This window comes from Devosia beringensis (assembly GCF_014926585.1).
Classification (GTDB): domain Bacteria; phylum Pseudomonadota; class Alphaproteobacteria; order Rhizobiales; family Devosiaceae; genus Devosia; species Devosia beringensis.
Window position 1 is genome coordinate 3,276,020 of the sequence record NZ_CP045422.1, and the last position, 22,384, is coordinate 3,298,403.

Here is a 22,384-nt window from a genome sequence, read left to right on the forward strand (position 1 = left end):
GCGCTAGTGTGGGTGGTATCGATTCCCGGAGGGGTAAGCCTGCGCCATGGGCGTACAGCCGATTTCAGTGCCCCAGAGTCTGGCCTATGTCCTGACCGCCGCCGGTGAGCGGAACGGCGTTGATTTCGACTACCTGCTGCAAACAGCCATCCGTGAGAGCAGCCTCAATCCGCAGGCCAAGGCCGGCACATCTTCAGCGGTGGGCTTATTTCAGTTTGTCGAGGGGACCTGGTTGCAGGTGCTCAAGGAAGATGGGCCGCGGCTCGGATACGCTGACTATGCCCAGCATATCGAGCGCAATGGCGATGGGCGCTATGTGATCCGCGACCCCGAAGTCAAAGCCGCAATCCTCAAGCTGCGCGAAGACCCCAAGATAGCCTCGGATCTGGCCGCAGCCTTTACCAAAAGCAATGGCGATTATTTGCAGGGGCGCTTTGGCCGCATGCCCAGTGCCGGCGAGCTATATATCGCCCATTTTCTTGGCGCTCAGGGTGCAGAGCGCATGTTTACCGCCGGCCTGCAGGACCCTGACCAGATCGCCGCCAAGCTGTTTCCCCAGCAGGCATCGGCCAATCAGGCGATCTTCTATTCAAACGGGCAGGCGCGGACCATTCGGGACGTCTACCGCGTACTGGTGTCCAAGCACGAGGCCGGTGACACTAATGCCAATTTTGCTGCGCAACAAATCGTCAGCAGTGCGCCAGTCGCCGCGCCCGCTGCGCTGCCGTCGCGTTTTTCGCCCGCTAATATGTCGTTTACGGGACTGTTCAAAAATGAACCCGATGCGGCTCCATCGACCGTTACCCATGCCGGAGACGGTGGCGCATTCTTCACCCAGCTTTACGCGCGGTGAGCATCTGTGGGGGTCAGAGAAGTTTACCATAAATTAACCATAAGGCAGCTTTAGTAAAGGCTGGCTAAAAAGAGAAGGAATGCAACCACTATTATTTAGGTACGTTTAATCTAGTACCGTTCTAGTGAGGCATCTAATCCTGATCAAATGAGGAGAGAGCCGTGCGTAGCACTGTAACACCATCAAATGTTGGAAACTTAGCCGGCCTTCCCCGGGGATGGGCCATTGTTGGCATGGCTCTAGTCTGCTGGATCCTGGTAGCAGCTGCGTGGGTAGGCGCATCCCAGTTGTTCGGCCTTATCGTCGCCGCTCTCTAGCTACTCCCGCCTAGTGTGCACTTATGGTGAACGGTTCCTTAAACCTTCCTGAATAGGATGTCCGCTGCCGGTGTGCGGAGGGCAGTATGGTTGCGTATAACGAGTTTGTTTTCCTTTCCCGTTCGCTCGACAGCGAAGATCGTGGCAGCGCGGCGCATCTATCGGCCCTTGCCTATCTCAATCATTCCGGTGCGGCTGATGAACAGGCCGCTCTCTATGCGGCGCTGATCGGCTTTCTCGATGATCCGTCGGTCAAGGTGCGTGCAGCGCTGGCCTATGGACTGTTGCATTCCAGCGCGGCGCCGCGCCCCATCATTCTGGCCCTGCTGCAGGACAGCGCCGTGATTGCGCGGGCGGTGCTGCAGTATTCGCCGGTGCTGATCGACGCCGACCTGATCGGGCTGGCTAAGAAATTCGACGTCGCCATGCTGCTGTCCATCTGCCAGCGCAGCAGCGTCAGCCCGCGGCTGGCGGCGGCGCTGATTGCCCGCAATGACTGCCAGCTGACGCTGCGGCTGTTGCGGCGGACCGATGTTGAGCTGTCAACGACCCTGTTGAACGAGCTGGCCCAGGCGCATGGCGGCGATGCCACGATGCGCGGGGCGCTGCTCGGGCGGCCGGAACTGACGGCGGCCACGCGGCTGCTGCTGGTGCAGAAGGTCAGCGATGCCCTGCGCCAGACCCGGCTGGTCAAGGGCGCACTGGCCAGCGATCGGCTGGGGCGGGTATTGCAGGATAGCGGCGACACCGCGCTGTCGGCCATTGGCGAGCGGGAGGCCGGCAAAGCCTGCCCGGACTATGTGGTGGATCTGGTGCTGAATGACCGGTTGAACACGCGCGTGCTGCTGCATGCAGTGGTCACCGGGCATGTGATGTTTTTTGCCGACTGCCTGGCCGAGCTGGCGCAGGCGCCGCGGGCCAAGGTGTTTGCCCTGCTGGAGAGCGGCAGCCGGGCGGCCCTGAATGCCTTGCTGGTGCGTTGCGGACTGGGGCAGGGGGTGCGCAATCTGCTGGCCCGGCTGGTTATGCATGCGCGCGCCAGCGACCTGGCCGACGATGCCGGGGCACGGCACTATGTGGTGACGGCGCTGACGGAGGAACTGATCGCCGAACATGACGGCGCCATTCCCGAAGAACTGGAAGAGGCATTCGCCTATCTCAGCGAGCAGAATATCGTGCTGGCCCGCAAGGCGGCGCGCGGCGTGATGGCCGCCTTTGCGCGGGAAACGCAGTCGGCCATGCTGGTTTCGCTGCAGAGGCCGGAGCCCCGGCTCGCGCTGCCGGCGGCCTAGTAGCGGAACTGCTCGCTCAACACGCGTTCTTCCAGGCTGGTGCCGGGATCAAACAGCAGCGTCACGCCGTGAGAGCGATCTTCGAAGACGGTCACTTCAAGCACATTCTGGAATTCCACATTGTCGGCGACAGCGCTGACCGGCCGCTTGACTGCCTCGCGGGTGATGAACTTGACCACGGCGCGGTTGGACAGGATGGCGCCGCGCCAGCGCCGGGGCCGGAACGGGGAGATCGGCGTCAGGGCCAGCAGGGGTGCCTCGATGGGCAGGATGGGTCCGTGGGCGGAGAGGTTATAGGCCGTCGAACCGGCCGGGGTCGACAACAGGGCGCCGTCGCATATCAGTTCTTCCAGGCGGGTCTCGCCATCGACAACGATCTGCAGCTTGGCCGCCTGATAGCTTGAACGGAACAGCGAGACTTCATTGAGCGCCAGCGCGGTGCGAGTTTCTCCGGCAGCGTCGAGCACCTGCATGGACAGCGGATAGATGCGTGTCCGCTGGACAGCCTCGAGGCGATCGAGGAGGTTGTCCTCCGAGAATGTATTCATCATGAAGCCGACCGAGCCAAAGTTCATGCCATAGACTGGTACGCCCACGCCCATCACGCGGTGCAGGGTCTGCAGCATCAGGCCGTCGCCGCCCAGTGCCACCACGACGTCCGCGGTATCGACGGGGTAATCTCCGTATCGGGCCCTGAGCTGAGCGGCTGCAGCATCCGCTTCGGGCGTCCCGTTCGTCACAAAGCAGACTCTAGAAGAAATGTGATCCAAGTCGGCCTCTCCATCATTGCGCCGATCTATCACGTCCCCCGTCACCATGCCAGTTACCCATGCGGCCATGGACTCGATGTCGGCGCAAAGTGGCACGGGACGAGCGCCGCCCCCCCCCCCGAAAAAAATGTCGAGTGATCGCTAGAGGTGATTTCAGCAGCGGACAGTATTCGCCTTTGTCGGCAGCAGCGGGTCGACGCTGTTGCGGTGGCTTCAGGCCGGAAGGTAAGTAAGACAGTCTGCCGGAGAAACTGGCGGGCCAAAGTTATGCGGATCCATCCGGCCGCCAAAATCTCCACGCCAGCGCCAAAATGTAGCTCTCGCACTGAAGGCATGGCTAGGCTCGTCCGAACTCATCCTCGATGCGAATGATGTCGTCTTCGCCGAGATAAGAGCCTGTCTGAACCTCAATGAGTTCGAGCTCAATCTTGCCCGGATTGGCCAGGCGGTGGGCGCAGCTGAGGGGGAGATAGATCGACTGGTTCTCGCTAAGCGTCGTGACCGTGCCATCAATGGTGACGTGGGCCGTACCACGCACCACGATCCAGTGCTCGGCGCGGTGGTGGTGCTTCTGAAGGCTGAGCTTCTTGCCCGGCGTGACAAAGAGGCGCTTTACCTGGAAGCGGTCGCCGCTGAAAATCGAGGAATAGCCACCCCAGGGCCGATAGGCGGTCTTGTGTATTTCGGTGAGACCGGAGGTGGTCTTGCCGGCGCGCAGCACCTTGACCATGGCCCCTACCTTTTGTGCCTCGGAGAGCTTGCCGACATAGACTGCGTCGTCGGTGGCAATCACCGCAATGTCGTCCAGGCCCTCGACAGCGACGTGGGCCGCGTCGCTGATTACCAGCGAGTTGCTGACATTACTCAGGGTAACCTTGCCGCGGCTGGCATTGTTGGAGGCATCCTTGCTGCTGGTTTTCCACACTGCGTCCCAGGCGCCGAGGTCCGACCAGTCGAAATTGACAGCCGTCACTACCGCCCGCGTGGTCTTTTCAAAGATAGCATAGTCCACCGAGATATTGGGGGCCTTGGCAAAAGAGGTCTCGTCGAGACGGACAAAATCCAGATCGGTCTTGGCTTGGGACACCGAAGTGATGGCGGCAGCAAAGGTCTCCGGAGCCAGCATCTCGCATTCGCGCAGGAAGATACCGACGCCGAGCATGAACATGCCTGAGTTCCAAAAATAGCCGCCCTCGGCAAGCATCTGCTCGGCGCGCGCCAGGTCCGGCTTTTCTGCGAAGCTCTCGACCGACCTCGCGCCGCCACCGACTTCAGCCTGCGCTTTGATATAGCCATAGCCGGTTTCAGGGTGACTTGGCAGCAGGCCGAAAGTGACCAGATCGCCGGCGCGTGCGGCGGTCGCTGCGTGCTGGATGGCTTCGAGATAGCCTGCGTCGACATCGATTTCGTGATCGGAGGGCAGTACGAGTATGATCGCATCGTCGCCAAAGCGCTCACGAACGAAGGCAGCCGCGGCCACAATGGCGACGGCTGTATTTCGCGCCACTGGTTCGAGCAAAATGCCCTGCAGGGTCACGCCCATGTCGGCGGCTTGTTCTGCCACTATGAAGCGGTAGTCCGCATTGGTCATCACCACGGCCGGTGCATAGAGCGCGCTGTCGCCCACACGATCCAGGGTTTGCTGGAAAAGGCTTTGATCGCCAGTAAGCGAAAGGAACTGCTTAGGCCGGGCGGCGCGTGAGAGAGGCCACAACCGCGTGCCTTGTCCACCTGCGAGAATGACCGGGACGATCAGTTTGGACATTCGACAGGTACCTCAAAACAAGTGGCTTTTTGCAATTGCCGGGAAGCTAACGGTAATCAGATTATTTTGGATGTATTGTCCGGGTGGTTCAATGATATTGATTAATACCCATTACGCAAGAATTTCGGGCGATCTTAACAGCATTGCGTTGGGCGCATGGCTGCCCTCCGGTGCGAATGCGTAGCGTCGGGCGAGTGGAGGCACTCCCCGCGAAGAACTTTTTTTCTGCCATGTGGGGGTGCGGCGCATTTTACTGCGCAGATGATCGGGTGATTCAGAGCGCTATCTCTCTGAAGCTAATTCAATGAGATGATTGTACCTGATGGGTGTTCGCGCCCGCGTGCTGGGCGCTTTCTGCCTTGATCGTCCGCGACGTCCGGCCTACCAAAAGGGCTTGTTTTCGGGCCATTGAGGTGGCCTGACCAAGGAGACTGGTTCCCGTGCAGAGCAATTCACTCACCCATCTGCAGACGCTGGAAGCCGAGAGTATTGAGATCCTGCGCGAAGTGGCGGCCAGTTTCGAGAGGCCGGTGATGATGTATTCGATCGGCAAGGATTCCAGCGTCTTGCTGCATCTGGCACGCAAAGCCTTCTTCCCGTCGAAAATCCCGTTTCCGCTGCTGCACGTAAATACTACCTGGAAATTCGCCGAGATGATCGCGTTTCGCGACGCCATGGCGGCAAAGCACGGCTTTGAGCTGATCACCCACACCAACCCCGAAGGGCTGGCCACCAACATCAATCCGTTCGACCACGGTTCCTCACGCTTTACCGACATCATGAAGACCCAGGCGCTGCGCCAGGCTCTGGATGCGGGTCGCTATGATGCGGCGATTGGCGGGGCGCGCCGCGACGAGGAAAAGTCACGTGCCAAGGAGCGTATTTTTTCCCATCGCAATGCCAGCCACGCCTGGGATCCCAAGAACCAACGCCCTGAACTGTGGCGGGTGTTCAACACGCGGCTCAATCCTGGTGAAAGCATGCGGGTGTTTCCGATCTCCAACTGGACCGAGCTGGACGTCTGGACCTACATCTATGCCGAAGGCATCGAGCTGCCCTCATTATACTATGCCAAATCGCGTCCGGTGGTGGAACGCGCAGGCACGCTGATCATGGTCGATGATGCCCGCTTCCGGTTCGAGCCGGGCGAGACAGTGCGCGAGGAAGTCGTGCGCTTCCGCACGCTGGGCGACTATCCGCTGACCGGGGCGATCCGCTCGACGGCGGCGACCCTGCCCGAGATCATCATGGAAATGCAGGCGAGCCGGACATCCGAGCGGGAAGGCCGGCTGATTGACAGCGACAGCGTTGGCTCGATGGAGAAAAAGAAGCAGGAAGGCTATTTCTGATGAACCTGCATGACACTCGAAATGCCATCAATGCCGAGGCCGACATTGCCCTCTGGTTGGCACAGCAGACCGACAAGTCGATGCTGCGCTTTCTCACCTGCGGCAGCGTCGATGACGGTAAGTCGACACTAATCGGCCGGCTGCTCTATGACAGCCAGCTGATCCTAGATGATCAACTGGCGAGCCTCAAAAAGGAAAGCCACAATCGTCATACTGGCGACGAAGGCATCGATTTTTCATTGCTGGTGGATGGGCTCACCGCGGAGCGTGAACAGGGCATTACCATTGATGTGGCCTATCGGTTCTTTTCCACCGACAAGCGTAAGTTCATCGTCGCCGATACGCCGGGCCACGAACAATATACCCGCAACATGGCGACCGGTGCCTCCAATGCCGATCTAGCGCTGGTACTGATCGATGCGCGCAAGGGCGTGCTCACCCAAACACGGCGACACAGCTTCATTCTGTCGCTGATTGGGGTCAAGCATGTGGTGCTGGTGGTCAACAAGATCGATCTGATCGACTATGATCAGGCGGTCTTTGATCGCATCGTCGCCGAATACCGGGCCTTCGCCGAACCGCTCGGCTTCAAGACGCTGGCCGCGATACCTGTGTCGGCATTGCGCGGCGACAATATGCTGGCGCAGAGCCCGCGCACGCCCTGGTATGGAGGGGAAGCCCTGGTGCCATATCTTGAGGGCATCGACATCAGCGAGGACCGAACGCTGGAGCTGTTCCGCTTCCCGGTGCAGTGGGTGAACCGACCGGACCTCGATTTCCGTGGCTTTTCGGGCACTGTGGCCTCCGGCGCTATTGCCATAGGCGACGAAATCCTCATCGCCGCCTCGCGAAAGCCGGCTGTGGTCCGTCGCATCGTCACCCTGGATGGTGACCTCGGCCAGGCGGTGGCCGGACAGGCAGTGACGCTGGTGCTGGACAGGGAAGTCGACATTTCGCGCGGCGACGTGCTGTCACGACCCGGCGAGACGCCGGAATATTCCAACCAGTTCCAAGCCCGAGTAGTGTGGATGAGCGAGGAGCCGGCCTTTCCGGGACGGGCCTATTTGCTCAAGGTCGGCGCCCAGACGGTGCCCGCTGCGATCACCGACCTGAAATTCCGTACCAACGTCAATACGCTTGAGCAAACTGCCGCGGCCAAGATCGAACTCAACGAAGTGGCCACCGTGACGATTGCCACCGACAAGCCGATCGCCTTTGACAGCTATGCCAGCAATGCGCTGACCGGCGGATTCATCCTGGTGGACCGATTGAGCAATGCCACTGTGGGCGCAGGCACAATCGAATACGGCCTGCGCCGGGCGCAGAACTTGACCTATCAATCCTTCGACGTGAACCGCGCCGTGCGCGCCGCGATGAAGGGGCAGGCGCCCCAGATTATCTGGTTCACCGGTCTGTCGGGCTCGGGCAAGTCGTCAATTGCCAATCTCGTGGAAAAGCGGCTCACCGCTGAAGGCCGGCATGCCTATATCCTGGACGGTGACAATGTGCGGCACGGGCTCAACCGGGATCTCGGTTTTACCGAAGTCGCGCGGGTTGAGAATATCCGCCGCGTGGCCGAAGTGGCTCGGCTAATGGCGGATGCCGGGCTAATCGTGCTGGTGTCGTTCATCTCGCCATTCCGCAATGAGCGGCAGCTTGCGCGCGAGATAGCTGGGGAAATCAGCTTTCTTGAAGTTTATGTCGATACACCGCTCGAGGTGTGCGAGGCGCGCGATCCCAAGGGTCTCTACAAGCGGGCCCGGGCCGGCGAGATAAAGAACTTCACGGGCCTCGACAGCCCTTTCGAGCCGCCGACCCGGAGCGATTTGGTGCTGCATGGTGCGGAGCAGGAACCGGTAGTTTTAGCCGACGAGCTCTATCGAGCTCTGGGTCTCTAGCTGGCTCATACGCGACGGGAAACAGGCAATGACGATGGTCGAGCAACTTATCGGCGTGGCCCTCGAGGCGGGCGCCGAGGTCATGCGCCTCTACGACACCGATTTCGAGGTTCGTTTCAAGGACGATAATTCGCCCGTTACCAAGGCGGACGTGGTGGCGGAGGCCATTATCCTGGCCGGTCTCGCCCGGATCGCGCCGTCCTTGGCGGTGGTGGCCGAAGAGGCCGCGGCGGCAGGGTGCTTGCCGGAGACTGCCGAACGTTTCCTACTTGTCGATCCGCTCGACGGCAGTCGGGAATTCATCAATCGCAATGGTGAATTCACCGTCAATATCGCCCTGATTGAGGACGGTGCGCCAGTTCTGGGCGTCGTGTATGCGCCCGCCTTGGGGCGCATCTGGTGGGGCGAAAGCGGACGCGGTGCCGGACATGGTCGCGTCGTCGCTGGCGCGTTGGTAGATCGAAAGGCAATCGAAGTGCGTGTCTGCAACCTGGCGGGGTTGGCGGTGGTTGGCAGCCGGTCCCATGGCGGCAGTGCCGTAGGCGCCTGGCTAGACCGCTTTGCCATTTCGCAGTTCGTGTTTGCAGGCTCCTCGCTCAAGTTCTGCCTACTCGCCTCGGGCGAAGCCGATCTTTATCCCCGCTTGGGCCGTACCATGGAATGGGATACGGCGGCGGGCGACGCAGTGCTGCGTGCTGCCGGCGGCAGGGTTGAAACGCTATCGGGCGAGCCACTGCGTTATGGCAAACGCAACCAGGCTCATGACACCGATTTTGCAAATCCCCACTTCGTTGCCTTTGGCGATCCAGAGTTGCGGTAAGCTAGTTCTCGGATTGGTGGGCCTGCGCAGACTAACCTGCCGCACGCGACAGCCTCAGTGCTCAGCGTGCTGAATAGCCCCGTGTTCTGTAGGCACCCTCGGGGTTAGATTTGGTGCAGTTTCTCGAACTCGACGGGCGATAGCATGCCATTGCGGACGTGCTTGCGGGTCGGATTGTAGAACATCTCTATGTAGTCGAACACATCCTGGCGGGCTTCGCCCCGGGTTCGATAGGTCCGTCGCCTGATCCGCTCGCGCTTGAGCAGATTGAAGAAGCTCTCGGCCACGGCATTGTCGTGGCAGTTTCCGCGCCGGCTCATGGAGTGAACCAGATTGTGGTGTCGCAGGAAGCTGGCCCAGTCCATGCTGGTGAACTGGGAGCTCTGGTCAGAATGGACCAGCACGGTGTTCTGTGGCTTGCGGCGCCAGACCGCCATGTGAAGAGCCTGTAGGACAACTTCGCTGGTCTGCCGGCTTTGCAATGACCAGCCGATCACGCGGCGCGAGAACAGATCGATGACCACGGCCAGATAGGCAAAGCCCTCCATGGTCTTGATATAGGTGATGTCGGTCACCCAGGCGGTATCGGGTGCAGCGACGTCGAACTGCCGGTTCAGGGTGTTGTCGATCACCACCGATGGTTTGCCACCATAGGTGCCGGGTCGGCGTCGATACCCGATCTGGGCCTTGATCCCGGCCAGTCTGGCCAGGCGGGCGATGCGGTTGGCACAACTGGTCTCGCCCTGATCAAGCAGGTCGTCATGCAGCTTGCGGTAGCCATAGACTTTGCCGCTCTGGTTCCAGGCGTCCTCGATCAGCCGGATCTGACGGATGTCTTCCTGGGCCCGTTTGCTCAGTGGCGTTTTGAGCCACGCATAAAAGCCGCTGGGGTGGATGCGCAGGCACCGACACATGGTGCGCACCGAGAACTGCTGGCGATGCTCGGCAACAAACGCGTACCTCACTTTGCATCCCTGGCGAAGTACGCGGCCGCTTTTTTTAGGATGTCGCGCTCCTCGGTGACCCGCACCAGTTCGCGCTTGAGCCGCCGGATCTCTTCGGACTGTTCATCGCCCTTATCGATCGCCCCAGAATACTTTTTGCGCCACTCATAGAGCGAGTGGGCACTCACACCCAAGCGCTGCGAAACCTCCGAAACCGGATACCCACGCTCGGTGATCTGACGCACCGCGTCCCGCTTAAAATCGTCGGTGAACTTGCCTTTGCCCATGTAGGCCTCCTTGCCTCAAAATTAGGGAAGAAGGCGTCTACAAATCTAGGGGCTATTCACTCGCATCGAAAATCAACGTGGGTTTTCGTTCTTAGCCAAAAATACCCGGAACTGTCTGGCCAGCTGTTCCACTTCGTAGTCTGGGGCATGAGTATCAGGGCTGGCCAGCTTCTGCGACGCGAGCCCAAGGCGAATCAACGAAATTATGGCCTCGTTGCAGTTTTGCACCGGTGCCTGCTCTAGTCTCCAGCGGTTCATAGCCGCGACGATTTCAGGATCTATGGACAAAACCATCTCTTCGCGGCGGATCGGTAGTTGGTCAGCAAATGCTACGGCCATTTCTTTACCCTCAATGCTGCGGGATGCCAACTAGTGTATGAGTTAACTGAGATCGGCAATCTAAGGCTCGAATTAGGGATAACGCCGGCGTGTCGTCACGTACACCCAAGCATTAACTCGCCCAGTGTGGCCAATCTTCTCTGTTGGTAACGCGAGCCCGAGACCTCATCCAACAGAGATCGGAGTGTCAGGTCAAGTTAAGCTGTCTGAACAAACTGTACAACGCGTTAACGCAGATCCAGGAAATAGGGCTTGGCAATTGCAAATCACTTCCTTGAAGAAGTGGATTAACAATCTGACAGCATCGAATCGTCATCAATTGAAACTAGGTCTACGGCGCTTCAGCAACTACTGATCTGCCGCTGTCACGCCCGAGCTCGATCACCTGATTCACTGGTGACACTGAGAAGGTTCGGCTTCTTTCCTTGCTGTAACCTCACCGCGGTCAGAGTGCCTGTAGCGAAACAGCCAGTGTCAACGCAAATGCGGTGTTGGTGAACTTGTGGCGTAGGGGCAGCCGTGTGGCCGTGCACAGACAGAGGCAGCCCTGCATAAGCCGCACTGTCATAGTCATGGACTGGCCACATCAAGTCAGCATCGTCATGATCTGCAAGGGGAATATCTGGTCGAAAACCGGCATGGGTGAACACGACACCTGGCGCTGAAACAAGGACTGGTAGATTGGCCAGAAAATCGAGATGTATCTCTGGGATGTGGCTTTGCAGCAGCGCGATGCGGTGACGGATCGGGGCGGCTCGGTAGAGGTCCGGATCAATGCCGTAGGACGCCAGGGTTTCAAGCCCACCATACCCTAGCCACTCAGCAAACTGAGGGTTTTGGACGTGTGCCAGCATCATCTCGTCGTGATTGCCGGCCAGGCAGATGCGGCGAAATCCTTGGGGGAGGGGCTCCATCAAAAAGTCGATGGTAGACGAAGATTGCGGTCCGCGGTCGACATAGTCGCCAAGCATTACGATCAACTTTTCGCCCGAGATGGCTTCGCCGTTTCCGATGATCAGATCCTGGAGCCGACGCAACTGACTTAGGCAGCCATGTACGTCGCCGACAGCGTAGATGGCCGACGGAAAGGACGACAGGACCAGCCGCTGCCGCGCTGGTATAGGATTTTCCTCGGGCCGGGCCCTTAGACCCAGTATGGAGCGCAAGCGAGACATCATAGTACTTTGGTCCCATCCCTGCCGACGCATAGGCTGAGCAAGTGCCGGCTTAGGTTGAAAGTCCAACGGTCGGCGAGCGTAAAGTAGAAACCAACCACCAAAAAACTCTCAGTTTACTATATCGATGGTCGGCATTGGCGAAATGGTATCGCCACATCGTGACGCTGACGTGGACATCAGCTACCTTTTTCGCCGTGGTGTGTAGGCGTGCGACGGGTGCCGCGACCAGCGGCAATCTGCCTCTGTATCTAGAAGGGTACACATTGAGCGATGGCGTCAATACTGCCCCTGGATTCATGATGAAGGCCGGCTGACGTTGCCCCCTGCGCCTAATCCAGTTTGAAGTAGGCTCTGGCCCCATCAGAAGGACCAGAGATGAAGCGAACCAGGTTCACCGAAGAGCAGATCATTGCGATCTTGAAGGAGCAGGAGGCCGGCGTTCCAGTTGCCGACCTGTGCCGCAAGCATGGCGTCAGCAATGCCAGCATCTACAAATGGAAGGCCAAGTATGGCGGCATGGACGTCAGCGAGGCCCGACGACTGAAGGCGCTTGAGGACGAGAACGCCCGGCTCAAGAAGCTGCTGGCCGACAGCATGCTCGATAATGCCGCGCTGAAAGATCTTCTTGGAAAAAAATGGTAGCGCCCGCCGCCGAGCGGGATGCTGTCGCCCATCTCCAGACTGCCTATGGGATGAGCGAGCGGCGGGCGTGCCGAGTATTGGGATGTTGCCGGATGACGATGCGCTACCAGGCGCTGCGAACCGATGACATCGTGCTGCGCGACCGGATGAAGGCCATTGCCCATGAGCGGCGACGGTTTGGCTATCGGCGGCTGCACGTCCTGCTGCGGCGGGAAGGGTATCAGGTCAATCACAAGCGCCTGTTCCGGATCTATCGCGAGGAGAAGCTGATGGTGCGCCGTCGAGGCGGCCGCAAGCGTGCCATGGGCACCAGGGCGCCGATGCTGATCCCAATGGCGCCCAACGAACGCTGGTCCCTGGACTTCGTCTCCGACCAGATGACCGACGGTCGGCGCTTCCGGGTGCTGACAGTGGTCGATGACTGCACACGCGAATGCCTGACCTTGGTTGCCGACACCTCGCTGTCTGGTCTGCGCGTTGCCAGAGAGCTGGAGACGCTGATGGCTACTCGAGGACGCCCCAAGATGATCGTCAGCGACAATGGGACTGAGTTCACGTCCAATGCCATCCTGGGCTTCGCTGACCGGATGGGGATCGACTGGCACTACATTGCCCCTGGCAAGCCGATCCAGAATGCCTTCATCGAGAGCTTTAACGGCCGGCTGCGGGACGAAATGCTCAACGAGACCCTGTTCCCATCGCTTGCTCACGTCCGGGCCACCGTGGCGTCTTGGCGCGCCGATTACAATCTGCACCGGCCGCACTCGCGGCTGGGTTGGATGACGCCTGCCGAATACGCCGACACCTTCAACCCGCGACGGGATCTGCCGCTCCGCTCAATGACCAGCTCCGCGCCAGCCCCCGTCGCTCACCCCGGCCAGATCGACCAAACTAACCGCCCGAGTCTACTTCACGCTGGATAGAAGTTGGGGGCAACGTCACAGCCGATACCGGCGCCTGAATCCCGCGGAGCGACGCTCGTCTCTGGCTAGCCGGGCCAGCAAAGATGGCCGCCGGCAGTAACTGTGTTGGCAGAAACGTGCCAGTCCCACTGTTGCTCCCTCTTGCTCCGGCTCTTACCGATGTGCTCTTGTTGGGGGAGCATTTCAGGCATGCATCGTCGGCATCGGCCGGTCGCATTCTCCGGAAGAACTAGAGATACGAATGGCATGATATGAGATCTTTGGTATTCCTCATTGCGCAAGTCCTGGCCATGTGCGGCGGCAGCTTTTTGCTGTGGCGCCTGGCGCTGGCCAATGTCCCGTCACGCTTTTTCTGGGCAGTCGCTTGGGCAATATCCGTTTGTATGGCCCTTGCCATCTTCATGTTCATTCAGCCGGGGAAGCTTTTCGACGACTTTGCACCCGTATATTGGGAAGCCGGTCGCGCTGTCATGTCCGGCCCCGATCAACTGTTGCCGCTGCTCCGTCTCGGCGTTGATGGTGGTTTTGTGAACCTGCCCATCGTGGCCTACATTTTCGTGCCATTCGCATTGTTGTCGTCGGAACTGGCCGGCTGGCTGTTCATGGCAATTGGCGTGGCTGCCATTGCGTATGCGTGGTGGCTTGCTGGCGATCTGTTTGGCCTGAGCCGGCCGGAACGCGGGATCAGCCTCTTCGTGACTGCTAGTTTCGGTCCCCTCTGGTACAGCGTTCGCGAAGGGAATTCATCGCACTTCGTCTTGCTCACGCTGTTGATGGCTATCGCGGCTCTGCGCAACAACCAAGATTTTCGAGCTGGCCTCCTTCTGGGCATTTCGGCAATAGTCAAGCCGCCATTGTTATTGCTTTGTGTCTATGCAGCGATCCGGCTGCGGTGGAGCATAGTGCTGGGGGCAGGACTCGTCCTCGGCGTCTGCGCCGTGGCTTCTGTTGCTGTCTTCGGGTGGAACACCAACCTGGTGTGGTATGAAACCAACATCGGCACGTTTTCGCGCGAGCCCATTGCAGCCATCAACTCACACTCTATTGCTTCGACCCTGGCACGGCTTCATCACGGCGTCGATGTGCTCGGCGCATGGGAGCCCGTAGCAGTTCCCAGTGCGATCAAGCTGGTAGGCCTTCTCGCAACCGCAGCGCTTGGCTTGGTGGCTATCTGGGCGGCAGCGCCATGGCAGCGTTGGATGGTCGGCGTGGCGGCGTTTGAGGCGGATTTTGTGTTGATCGTGGCTTTGGTGCTGTTCATCAGCACGCTTACCTGGACTCATTATTATAGCTGGTTGCTTATTCCTGCGGTCTGGGCATGGGCGCAAATCCGGGACGCGGATTACCCCAGGGATCCCATGCTCGCACTTGGCGGGGCGATCCTGCTAAGTGCACTTGCCTATGTGCAGTGGCGGCCTCTGCCGGGCATTGATCCGCTCTTGCCATGGCTGTTTTCCTATCTACTCGTCGCCGGGCTTGTTCTGTTCGGTATTCTTATCTGGGCCCGCCGACGCATCGCCGGTTCCACGCGCCAGTCGCAGCGAGAGCTTGGCGGCAGTGGCCATTCGGGAGCGGCATAGTTGGACGCCATCAATCCGGTCAAGGCTACGGTACCGCACGCGAAACACGAGCGTTGGGGATTCTGGCGATTCCTGGGCGGCGCGGTACTGCTGGGGGTGCTTGTCTATCTCTCTGTCGTTGCCTTGGTGCTCCTGGTGCCTGAACAGAACGACTACGCGCTCGCCAGTAACGTCAAGCATGATCGACTGGCTGCGCTGCCCGGCCATCGCGTGGTGTTGGTTGGTGGCTCGAACCTGGCATTCGGCATCGATAGCAAGGCCATCGAGGCGACCGTTGGATGTCCAGTCGTCAATATGGGCATGAACGGCTATTTCGGTGTGCGCTTCATGCTCAATGAAGTGAAGCCTGAGCTGCGGGCCGGCGACGTCGTCGTGCTGGCCTTCGAGTGGGACAACTATTTCAAGACTGTTGACGGAGCCAGCACAGACCTTCTCGTCGTCAGCAAGTCCAACCCGCGCGCGTTCGCAGCGATGACATGGAAGCAGCGGTGGGACGTCGCAACTGCCGGTGTTTCCTACGCTGCGCGACAAAAGGCATTGCGGCTAATCGGTGACGGCTTGTCCCAGGTCGACGCGATTATACGAGGCGATATTAACGAGGAAGATGCACGCAGCTTGATCTACACGATCGAGACATTCAGCGGCTTCACGCCGGAAGGCGATCTCGTCAGCCATCTCGGCGTGGACTGGCCATACGATTTCGAGCAGGGCATCGTTGGCCATAGTGTCGATCCCGATGTTATCCCGATGATCGCGGAGTTTGTTCAGGCAATGGAGGCCCGGGATGTGCGGGTCGTGATGTCATACACACCGCTGATGCGCGTCTTCTATGATCAGCATGTTCCCGAACTGCAAGCGGTCCACCAGCAATTGTCGGCCGCGCTCCAGGGACGGCTGCCACGTCCGCCGCAGGACTATGTGTTCGACACCGACCAGTTCTTCGATACGGTCTATCACCTCAACAATGAAGGTCGTCAAGTTCGCAGCGCTCAGTTGGGAGGCGACATTGCTGCCGGAAATCCATCGACGTGCGGAGGTGCATCGTGATCTGCATGCATCTTGGATCCCGGGGAGGTAAGTTGAGGTGATCTTCACCAGCATTGAGTTCCTCGTGTTTTTTGTTGCCGCCGCCACCGGCTATGCGCTGGTCCCGCCGGCCGCCCGCTGGATCTGGCTACTCGCGACCAGTATATTCTTCTATGCCTATGCTGGACCGACATTCCTGCTGCAGATCGTTGCTGCAGCAACTGTATCCTACGGTATCGCCTTCGGTATTGAGCGGGCAGCAACCAAGCCAGGCAAGCAGACGCTGCTGACGACGGGAATTGTGCTGCTCCTGGCCAATCTTTGCGTTTTCAAATACGCGCCATTCTTCAACAGCGTGCTGGGACCAATGGTCGGCTGGTCGGGTGCCGACCATCCCCTCATTCCGCTGCTGATGCCGCTCGGAATTTCATTCTACACGTTCCAGCTGATCGGATATCTGATCGACATCTATCGAGGGGACAAGGCCGAGCGCCACTTCGGGCTATTCAGCTTGTATGTGATGTTCTTTCCGAAGGTCATTTCGGGCCCGATCGAGCGATCAAAGAACCTGTTACCGCAATTGCATGCGCTGCCGAATTTCAGCTATCCGCTAGCAATTGCTGGCATGCAGCTGATGCTTTGGGGGGCCTTCAAGAAAGTGGTGGTGGCGGACCGGATCGCCCCATTCGTGGACCGGGTCTATTCGGCGCCGCAGGATTTTGACGGCGTCGCCACAATGTTTGCGACCTGGCTCTATGCTTTCCAGCTCTACTTTGATTTCAGCGGCTATACCGACATGGCCCTGGGCGCATCAATGGTCCTTGGGATCAAGTTGATGCAGAATTTTGACCGTCCGTATTTTGCAGTTTCCGTGCAGGATTTCTGGAAACGCTGGCACATATCGCTGACATCGTGGCTGACAGATTATGTGTATACGCCGATCACGCGATCGAAATGGATCAGGATCAAGCTCTACAACCTGATCCTCATCGCGTTGATGTCGACCTTTTTGATCTCGGGGTTCTGGCACGGTTCGCAATGGAACTACGTTGCCTGGGGTGGGCTTCATGGTGCCTATATCGTCATTTCGCTGCTGGTCCAGAAGCCCTGGAACAAGTTTGCCAAAAATGTCGGGCTGACGCGGTTTCCAAGGAGCTACACAGCGTTCAAGATCGCTCGAACCTTTTCTCTCGTGTGTTTCGCCTACATTCTGTTCCGGGCCGCCAATATGGGGGATGCCCTTTATATGATGGGCAATCTATGGACGGGTTGGGACGACATTGCCGGCAGTCTGAGGTCAGTGCTGCAGGGTGACACAAGGGCAATGGCGCTGTCGCTGCTGGGTATCGTCATCGTCATGGCGCCTGAATGCTTCCAGCATCGCAAGCTCGGGGACGTGGTGACCCAACCACTCTGGCGGACCTGGGGTCTACACTATGCGCTGGCACTGTCCATTGTGCTTTTGGGTGCATTCGATGGTATGGGCCAGCAGTTCATCTATTTCAGGTTCTGATCCCTGGATCAGCCAGAACAAACAACATCAAGTGAATGGAGTGACATCATGAACGAAGATCAGGCCCTTGCAGAAATAAAGCGCGTTATCGTACAGATTCTAGAGGACAAGGGCGAGGTCGTGCCTGCGATCACCGCTGATACTGAACTGCTGAGCGGGGCCCTCGCCATCGATTCGCTTGACCTTGCGATGATGGTTTCCGAGCTCGAGGGAAGCATCGGGCACGACCCATTCTCCCACGGCTTCATCGAATTTCGTACAGCCGGCGAACTGGCCAAGCTCTACGCCAAATGAGCCAGGGCCTTGACTTGGCGAGCGAGCCACTGGCTCCGTTGGTCGCGTCGGGCGAGACGGTCACGACGCGCGGGGAGGTGCACGGGCTCGTCAACGGTCTGATGGCAGATTTTGCAGAGCACGGGGCGACCCGCGCGCTGGTGCAAAGCGATGATCCAAGACAGCTCATGTGCGCCATTGAGGCTTGTAGCCGGGCAGGGGTGGACCTGTTTATCGCTCATACAACGGTGTCGAGCGAGCATGTCGATGCCATCTGCGCCGAGCACGGCATTCAGGCTGTGCTCGGTCAGGAAACAGACTGGCGTGAGGTTGAGGCTTTGTCGGCCACCGGCCGTGTCATGATGATGACGTCGGGGACGACGGGGCGGCCCAAAGTGGCGGCCCATACCCTCGATACCCTGCTGGCAAGGGCAAGAAGCGCGCTTGGTCAGGGCGTCCATTCGGACGGACGTTGGTTGCTCACATATCAGCCAACCGGATTTGCGGGGGTGCAGGTGATGCTGACGGCTGCCCTGACCCGGGGTCTGGTTGTGGTGCCGGACCAGCGCAATCCAGCGGGCTTCTACGAAGCGGCGCGCCGGCACGGGGTCAACCAGATCAGCGGGACGCCGACGTTCTGGCGCTCGTTCCTGATGGTGGCGCAGCCGTCTGAAATGTCGCTCCGACAGATCACGCTGGGCGGCGAAGCCGCCGACCAGGTTACGCTGGACCGCCTCCATGCGGCTTTTCCCCAAGCCCGGGTGACCCATACCTATGCCTCGACTGAGGCGGGGGTGGTTTATGCTGTGCATGACGGGAGGGAAGGTTTCCCAGCGTCCTGGCTGGAGCGTACGGAGCGGAACGTCCAGCTGCGCGTTCGCGACGGCTTCCTGCAGATCAAGACTGCCAATGCCATGCGCGGTTACCTGGCCGAGCCGAGCCAGCCCCTGCTCGAGGATGGCTGGCTGGCGACTGCGGACCGGGTTGAATTGGAGGGCGATCGAGTACGGGTCATCGGACGGGACGATGCCACCATCAATGTGGGCGGCTCCAAGGTCTATCCGCTGGCCATTGAGGCATTTTTGCTCAAACAGCCGGGGGTCGCCGAAGCACGGGTGTACGGCGTGCCAAATCCGATCAGCGGTGCGCTTGTGGCGGCGGAGGTGGTGCTGGCACCCGGCGTGGACGCCGCTTCGACGCGCAAGAGCATTATCGAGGCATGCCGGACTGCCTTGCCGAGCTATCAGCAGCCACGCAAGTTCACGATCGTCGACGCAATCGAGGTCAAAGCCTCCGGCAAAAAGGGTTAGCAATGCAACGCAAGCACGTCATCGTCACCGGCGGCAGCCGCGGTCTCGGCCTGACCATGATCAAGGGCCTCCTGGCCGATGGCTATCGCGTGTCCACCTGTAGCCGATCGATGAGCGACGGGATCGGGCGGTTGCTCGATGATGCCGAGTTCAAGAACCGGGTCTTCTGGCAGGCCTGCAGCATCGGCGATGAAGGGGAAGCCGACGGCTTCGTCAAGGCCGCGGTGGCGGCGGCGGGAGACGATGGACTGTATGGGTTGGTGAACAATGCCGGGGTTGCCCAAGCAGGTATCCTGGCCTCGTTTCCCAATGTCGAGAGCGATCGTATCTTGCGTATCAACCTGCTGGGCGCCATCGAGGCGGCGCGTGCCGCCGCACAGGTGCTGCTCAAACAGAACACCGGTGGACGCATCGTCAATGTAAGCTCCATCATCGGCAGCCGCGGCTATAACGGCATGGCAGCCTATAGTGCGTCAAAAGCTGGAATGGACGGCATGACGCGGGCGCTGGCACGTGAGCTTGGACGCCGCCAGATTACCGTCAACAGCCTGGCGCCGGGCTATGTGGCGACGGAGATGTCTTCGACGCTCACGCCGGCACAACTGGCCCAGATTGCCAATCGGACGCCTCTGGGCAGGCTTGCCTCGGAGGAGGATGTGCTGGGCGTGTTGCGCTTCATGCTGAGCGACGCGTCGGCCATGGTGACAGGGCAGGTGATCCTTGTGGATGGCGGCATCAGCTGCTGATCCAAATTCTCCTGGAGTGCTGCTGGCTCACTCCTCTGCGGAAGGACCTGGCTCGGCGGTGTTAGCTGAACCTAAGCTTGCCGCGTCGCGCGCGCGAGGCGAAGTGGCGAGCATTTTCAGCTAGCAAGAACGGCGTTCTTTGCTTCGAGGCCAGCCGATAATACAATGTGTAACCACAGATCGTTGCATAGAGTATGACGCCCTCGATGGTCACGGTGGGCATGGTGCCGAGGGAGACCATGGAATAGCCGATGTGACAAGCCACCACAGCCCAGCGACGGGAGTGCTTCGTGGAAATAGCCATCCAGAAGAACGACACCGTGACCATCAGGTGGGCGGCCACGCCGATGAAGCCGAACTCGTAGATGTAAGACACATATACGTTGTGCGCATATTTGGCGAATGTACCTTCCCAGGCGTCCGGGCCAAAACCGATCAGGATATGGGACATACTCCCACTGATTGTAGTGAAGACGTAGTCGCTCCAGATTAGGATGCGCCCGGAGAACAGCTTGCGATCTTGCGAATCGAATAGTTCAGGCGGCTTGAACAGGCTGGAAATATCGCTGGCAGCAGTGGCGATATCGGTTAGTCTCTGAGCCAGGAACGTGAACAGCAGTATGCCTATCACTACGGTGGCCACCCCAACCAGGATGCGCACCAAGACGGCCATATCCGCCTTGAACCCCTGGCCACTGCCGATCAGCAGATGCCCCGCCATTATCGGGACGGACGCCAGCAAGACTGTCCGATAGTTGGCAAACACGATCGCGATGAAAAAAATGGTGGCGTAGAGGGTAGCGCGACGCCAAGGCATGCCACGCGAGAGGACAGTTATCGACAGGCCACACAGCAGCAGAACCGAGAACACGCCTTCGTGCAGGTAGCCCCCGATGAAACTTTCGGATCCGTCAGATTCCGTGAGTGTGTTGCGAATGTTGAATACTAATGACATCACTTGCATGACGATTGGCGCGGCGAAGATCGACAACAGCCGCGGCGGAAAACTGCCGTCTCTGGGGTCGCTATCCAGAACGCGCACGAAGCTGATAGCAACGACAATGAACAAGGCCTGGCGTAACAAGGCGTTGAGCAGTCCAGACGTGCTGTTGTTGTACAGAGCGCTAAAAATCATCACGCCGATGAACACGAGGACTGGAAGAAACGCCCTATAGCGGATCAGATGGTTGCGCGACAGCAACAACCCCGAAACAATGATGGCAAGTCCCAGTAGCGAATTTATCGACTGGCCCGCGATCAGCGGATAGGCCGTATAGGTGTGCAGGAAGTTCGCCATGAAACGAACCGACAGGGCCAAATATAGGAACTTCATCGTTAGCGGCTGACCCGTCAGCGCCCTTACGGTGACGATGAACCAAACGACCAGGCCAACTGCCACCATTGGAAGCGGCAACATGACAGGCAGGAATATGGCATATGGATTCAAGTGACTTCCCTGACGTCATAGTGTTGCTGCGCGCCTGAAAGCGTCAGCTTTGAGATCACCAATAATCCATTATCGCATGTCGGTTAAAAACCGCTTCCGGAAAAGAACTCACGTGTCGCGGTCTGCGCGATGATCCGGAGGTCAAGGAAGACCGAAAAGTTCTGGATGTATGCCACGTCGTGATCAATACGAGCCTTGGCCAAATCCCGGTCAAAGGTAGGCCCACGCAGTCCATTCGCCTGTGCCCAGCCAGTCAGGCCTGGGCGCATTGCGTGGCGATAGGAGTAGTAGGGGACGACTTGATCGTAGGGAAGGCCAGCGGCGGCTTGGCCGCTGACATGTGGGCGGGGTCCGACCACGGACATCTCGCCTTTGAGAATGTTCAGCAACTGCGGCAGTTCATCGATGCTGGTGCGGCGGATAAGGCGACCGATTGGCATGATCCTCTTGTCATCTGCCGTGGTTTGAGCCACTCCAGTATCGTCGCAACTATGGGTATACATCGATCGAAATTTGAAAATCTGAAAGAATTGACCGTCTTTTCCAACCCGATCCTGCATGAAGAACACCGGCCCGCGGTCGGTCATCTTAATGGCAAGTGCCGTAAGAACCAGCAGTGGGAGCAGCGCAAAGAGCGCAAGGAGGGCGAAGACGATGTCGAATAAGCGCTTGGCACCAGCGTGGACAATGCGGCGAGCAGATGAGCGATACCCAACGGGAGCCTTGTCGATCCAGAAGGACGGAAGGCCACTTTGACTGACGACGCGAGCCCCGGTCGTGTTACCAAGGGCATGTGTTGGCCCTCTCACAGGCAGCGTCGTTGGGGCAATAACCGGCTTGTATCCCTCGGCGACTTGAGGGTTAGAGCCGGCATGCTGGATATTATGTACCGACATATTAGCAACCTCTTGCTCAATCGCCCGCCGCCGCTGATCGATCGAAATACAATTTGTTAACTTATCAGCACTATAATCATGTTCCGCGAATTTTGGCGTTCAACTTTTCGGTGAATGGTTACTTCCCCATAAGTTGGGGGTTTTGTGTTGCGAAATAGTCGCCATCAGCACGTGCAGACGACGACAGGTCGCAATAGTCTGTCGGGGAACGCAGTC

At 59.0% G+C, this 22,384-nt stretch carries 19 protein-coding genes; 12 read left to right on the plus strand and 7 right to left on the minus strand.

The features are described from left to right. Positions 1 to 46: 46 nt before the first annotated feature. Both GDR53_RS16010 and GDR53_RS16015 read left to right on the plus strand, forming a co-directional pair. Positions 47 to 853 (plus strand): transglycosylase SLT domain-containing protein, encoded by an 807-nt coding sequence (locus GDR53_RS16010; RefSeq protein ID WP_193335449.1) that lies wholly within the window; start codon positions 47 to 49, stop codon positions 851 to 853. 403 nt (positions 854 to 1,256) lie between these two features. Further along, the gene (locus GDR53_RS16015) at positions 1,257 to 2,462 is read left to right on the plus strand and encodes a DUF2336 domain-containing protein (RefSeq protein ID WP_193335450.1); all 1,206 of its coding nucleotides are present in this window, start codon (positions 1,257 to 1,259) and stop codon (positions 2,460 to 2,462) included. On the opposite strand, the gene GDR53_RS16020 is transcribed toward GDR53_RS16015, so the two are convergent. Next, positions 2,459 to 3,280: an NAD kinase gene (locus tag GDR53_RS16020; RefSeq protein WP_193338130.1), complete on the minus strand. Its 822-nt coding sequence runs from the start codon at positions 3,278 to 3,280 to the stop codon at positions 2,459 to 2,461. The genes GDR53_RS16015 and GDR53_RS16020 overlap by 4 nt on opposite strands. 289 nt (positions 3,281 to 3,569) lie before the next feature. Next, a complete protein-coding gene (locus tag GDR53_RS16025; RefSeq protein WP_193335451.1) occupies positions 3,570 to 4,997 on the minus strand; it encodes a mannose-1-phosphate guanylyltransferase/mannose-6-phosphate isomerase in 1,428 nt (475 codons plus the stop codon). A 440-nt stretch (positions 4,998 to 5,437) separates the two neighbouring features. On the opposite strand from GDR53_RS16025, the gene cysD reads away from it, so the two are divergent. Genes cysD through cysQ form a run of 3 tightly spaced genes read left to right on the plus strand, consistent with a single transcriptional unit; the run spans position 5,438 to position 9,064 of the window. Then, positions 5,438 to 6,346: a sulfate adenylyltransferase subunit CysD gene (cysD, locus tag GDR53_RS16030; RefSeq protein WP_193335452.1), complete on the plus strand. Its 909-nt coding sequence runs from the start codon at positions 5,438 to 5,440 to the stop codon at positions 6,344 to 6,346. Continuing rightward, positions 6,346 to 8,244, plus strand: a complete 1,899-nt coding sequence (gene cysN / locus GDR53_RS16035; RefSeq protein WP_193335453.1) for a sulfate adenylyltransferase subunit CysN — start codon at positions 6,346 to 6,348, stop codon at positions 8,242 to 8,244. The genes cysD and cysN overlap by 1 nt, the downstream gene beginning before the upstream one ends. 28 nt (positions 8,245 to 8,272) lie before the next feature. After that, on the plus strand, positions 8,273 to 9,064 hold the full coding sequence (gene cysQ, locus GDR53_RS16040; protein ID WP_193335454.1) for a 3'(2'),5'-bisphosphate nucleotidase CysQ: 792 nt from the start codon (positions 8,273 to 8,275) through the stop codon (positions 9,062 to 9,064). Between the two features lie 104 nt (positions 9,065 to 9,168). On the opposite strand, the gene GDR53_RS16045 is transcribed toward cysQ, so the two are convergent. The 3 genes from GDR53_RS16045 to GDR53_RS16055 all read right to left on the minus strand — a co-directional run bounded on the left by GDR53_RS16045 (position 9,169) and on the right by GDR53_RS16055 (position 11,800). After that, a protein-coding gene (locus GDR53_RS16045) for an IS3 family transposase (protein WP_210321345.1) occupies positions 9,169 to 10,295 on the minus strand; the annotation gives its coding sequence in 2 pieces (ribosomal slippage) (positions 9,169 to 10,055 and positions 10,055 to 10,295; 1,128 coding nt in all). A 72-nt stretch (positions 10,296 to 10,367) separates the two neighbouring features. Further along, positions 10,368 to 10,634 carry a hypothetical protein gene (locus tag GDR53_RS16050; protein ID WP_193335456.1) on the minus strand — a complete coding sequence of 89 codons (267 nt, stop codon included), beginning with the start codon at positions 10,632 to 10,634 and terminating at the stop codon, positions 10,368 to 10,370. A 365-nt stretch (positions 10,635 to 10,999) separates the two neighbouring features. Further along, positions 11,000 to 11,800, minus strand: a complete 801-nt coding sequence (locus GDR53_RS16055) for a metallophosphoesterase family protein (RefSeq protein WP_193335457.1) — start codon at positions 11,798 to 11,800, stop codon at positions 11,000 to 11,002. A 387-nt stretch (positions 11,801 to 12,187) separates the two neighbouring features. Here GDR53_RS16055 and GDR53_RS16060 point away from each other — a divergent pair. The 7 genes from GDR53_RS16060 (at position 12,188) to GDR53_RS16090 (ending at position 19,825) form a co-directional block, all read left to right on the plus strand. Beyond that, a protein-coding gene (locus GDR53_RS16060; protein WP_193335458.1) for an IS3 family transposase occupies positions 12,188 to 13,377 on the plus strand; the annotation gives its coding sequence in 2 pieces (ribosomal slippage) (positions 12,188 to 12,446 and positions 12,446 to 13,377; 1,191 coding nt in all). Between the two features lie 260 nt (positions 13,378 to 13,637). Then, positions 13,638 to 14,957: a glycosyltransferase family 87 protein gene (locus GDR53_RS16065; protein ID WP_193335459.1), complete on the plus strand. Its 1,320-nt coding sequence runs from the start codon at positions 13,638 to 13,640 to the stop codon at positions 14,955 to 14,957. Further along, positions 14,958 to 16,004, plus strand: a complete 1,047-nt coding sequence (locus tag GDR53_RS16070) for a hypothetical protein (RefSeq protein WP_193335460.1) — start codon at positions 14,958 to 14,960, stop codon at positions 16,002 to 16,004. A gap of 37 nt (positions 16,005 to 16,041) precedes the next feature. After that, a complete protein-coding gene (locus GDR53_RS16075) occupies positions 16,042 to 17,496 on the plus strand; it encodes an MBOAT family O-acyltransferase (protein ID WP_193335461.1) in 1,455 nt (484 codons plus the stop codon). Positions 17,497 to 17,544: 48 nt separating this feature from the next. After that, positions 17,545 to 17,790, plus strand: a complete 246-nt coding sequence (locus GDR53_RS16080) for an acyl carrier protein (RefSeq protein ID WP_193335462.1) — start codon at positions 17,545 to 17,547, stop codon at positions 17,788 to 17,790. Next, positions 17,787 to 19,079 carry a class I adenylate-forming enzyme family protein gene (locus tag GDR53_RS16085; protein ID WP_193335463.1) on the plus strand — a complete coding sequence of 431 codons (1,293 nt, stop codon included), beginning with the start codon at positions 17,787 to 17,789 and terminating at the stop codon, positions 19,077 to 19,079. Before GDR53_RS16080 ends, GDR53_RS16085 begins: the two co-directional genes overlap by 4 nt. Positions 19,080 to 19,081: 2 nt before the next feature. Then, entirely contained in the window at positions 19,082 to 19,825 is a 744-nt protein-coding gene (locus tag GDR53_RS16090) for an SDR family NAD(P)-dependent oxidoreductase (RefSeq protein ID WP_193335464.1), read from the plus strand. Positions 19,826 to 19,886: 61 nt separating this feature from the next. Here the strand turns inward: GDR53_RS16090 and GDR53_RS16095 are convergent, their stop codons facing one another. Together GDR53_RS16095 and GDR53_RS16100 are read right to left on the minus strand one after the other, a co-directional pair. Continuing rightward, positions 19,887 to 21,272 carry an O-antigen ligase family protein gene (locus GDR53_RS16095; protein WP_193335465.1) on the minus strand — a complete coding sequence of 462 codons (1,386 nt, stop codon included), beginning with the start codon at positions 21,270 to 21,272 and terminating at the stop codon, positions 19,887 to 19,889. An 83-nt stretch (positions 21,273 to 21,355) separates the two neighbouring features. Continuing rightward, positions 21,356 to 22,168, minus strand: coding sequence for a sugar transferase (locus tag GDR53_RS16100; protein WP_193335466.1), 813 nt, complete (start codon positions 22,166 to 22,168; stop codon positions 21,356 to 21,358). Positions 22,169 to 22,384 lie beyond the last annotated feature (216 nt).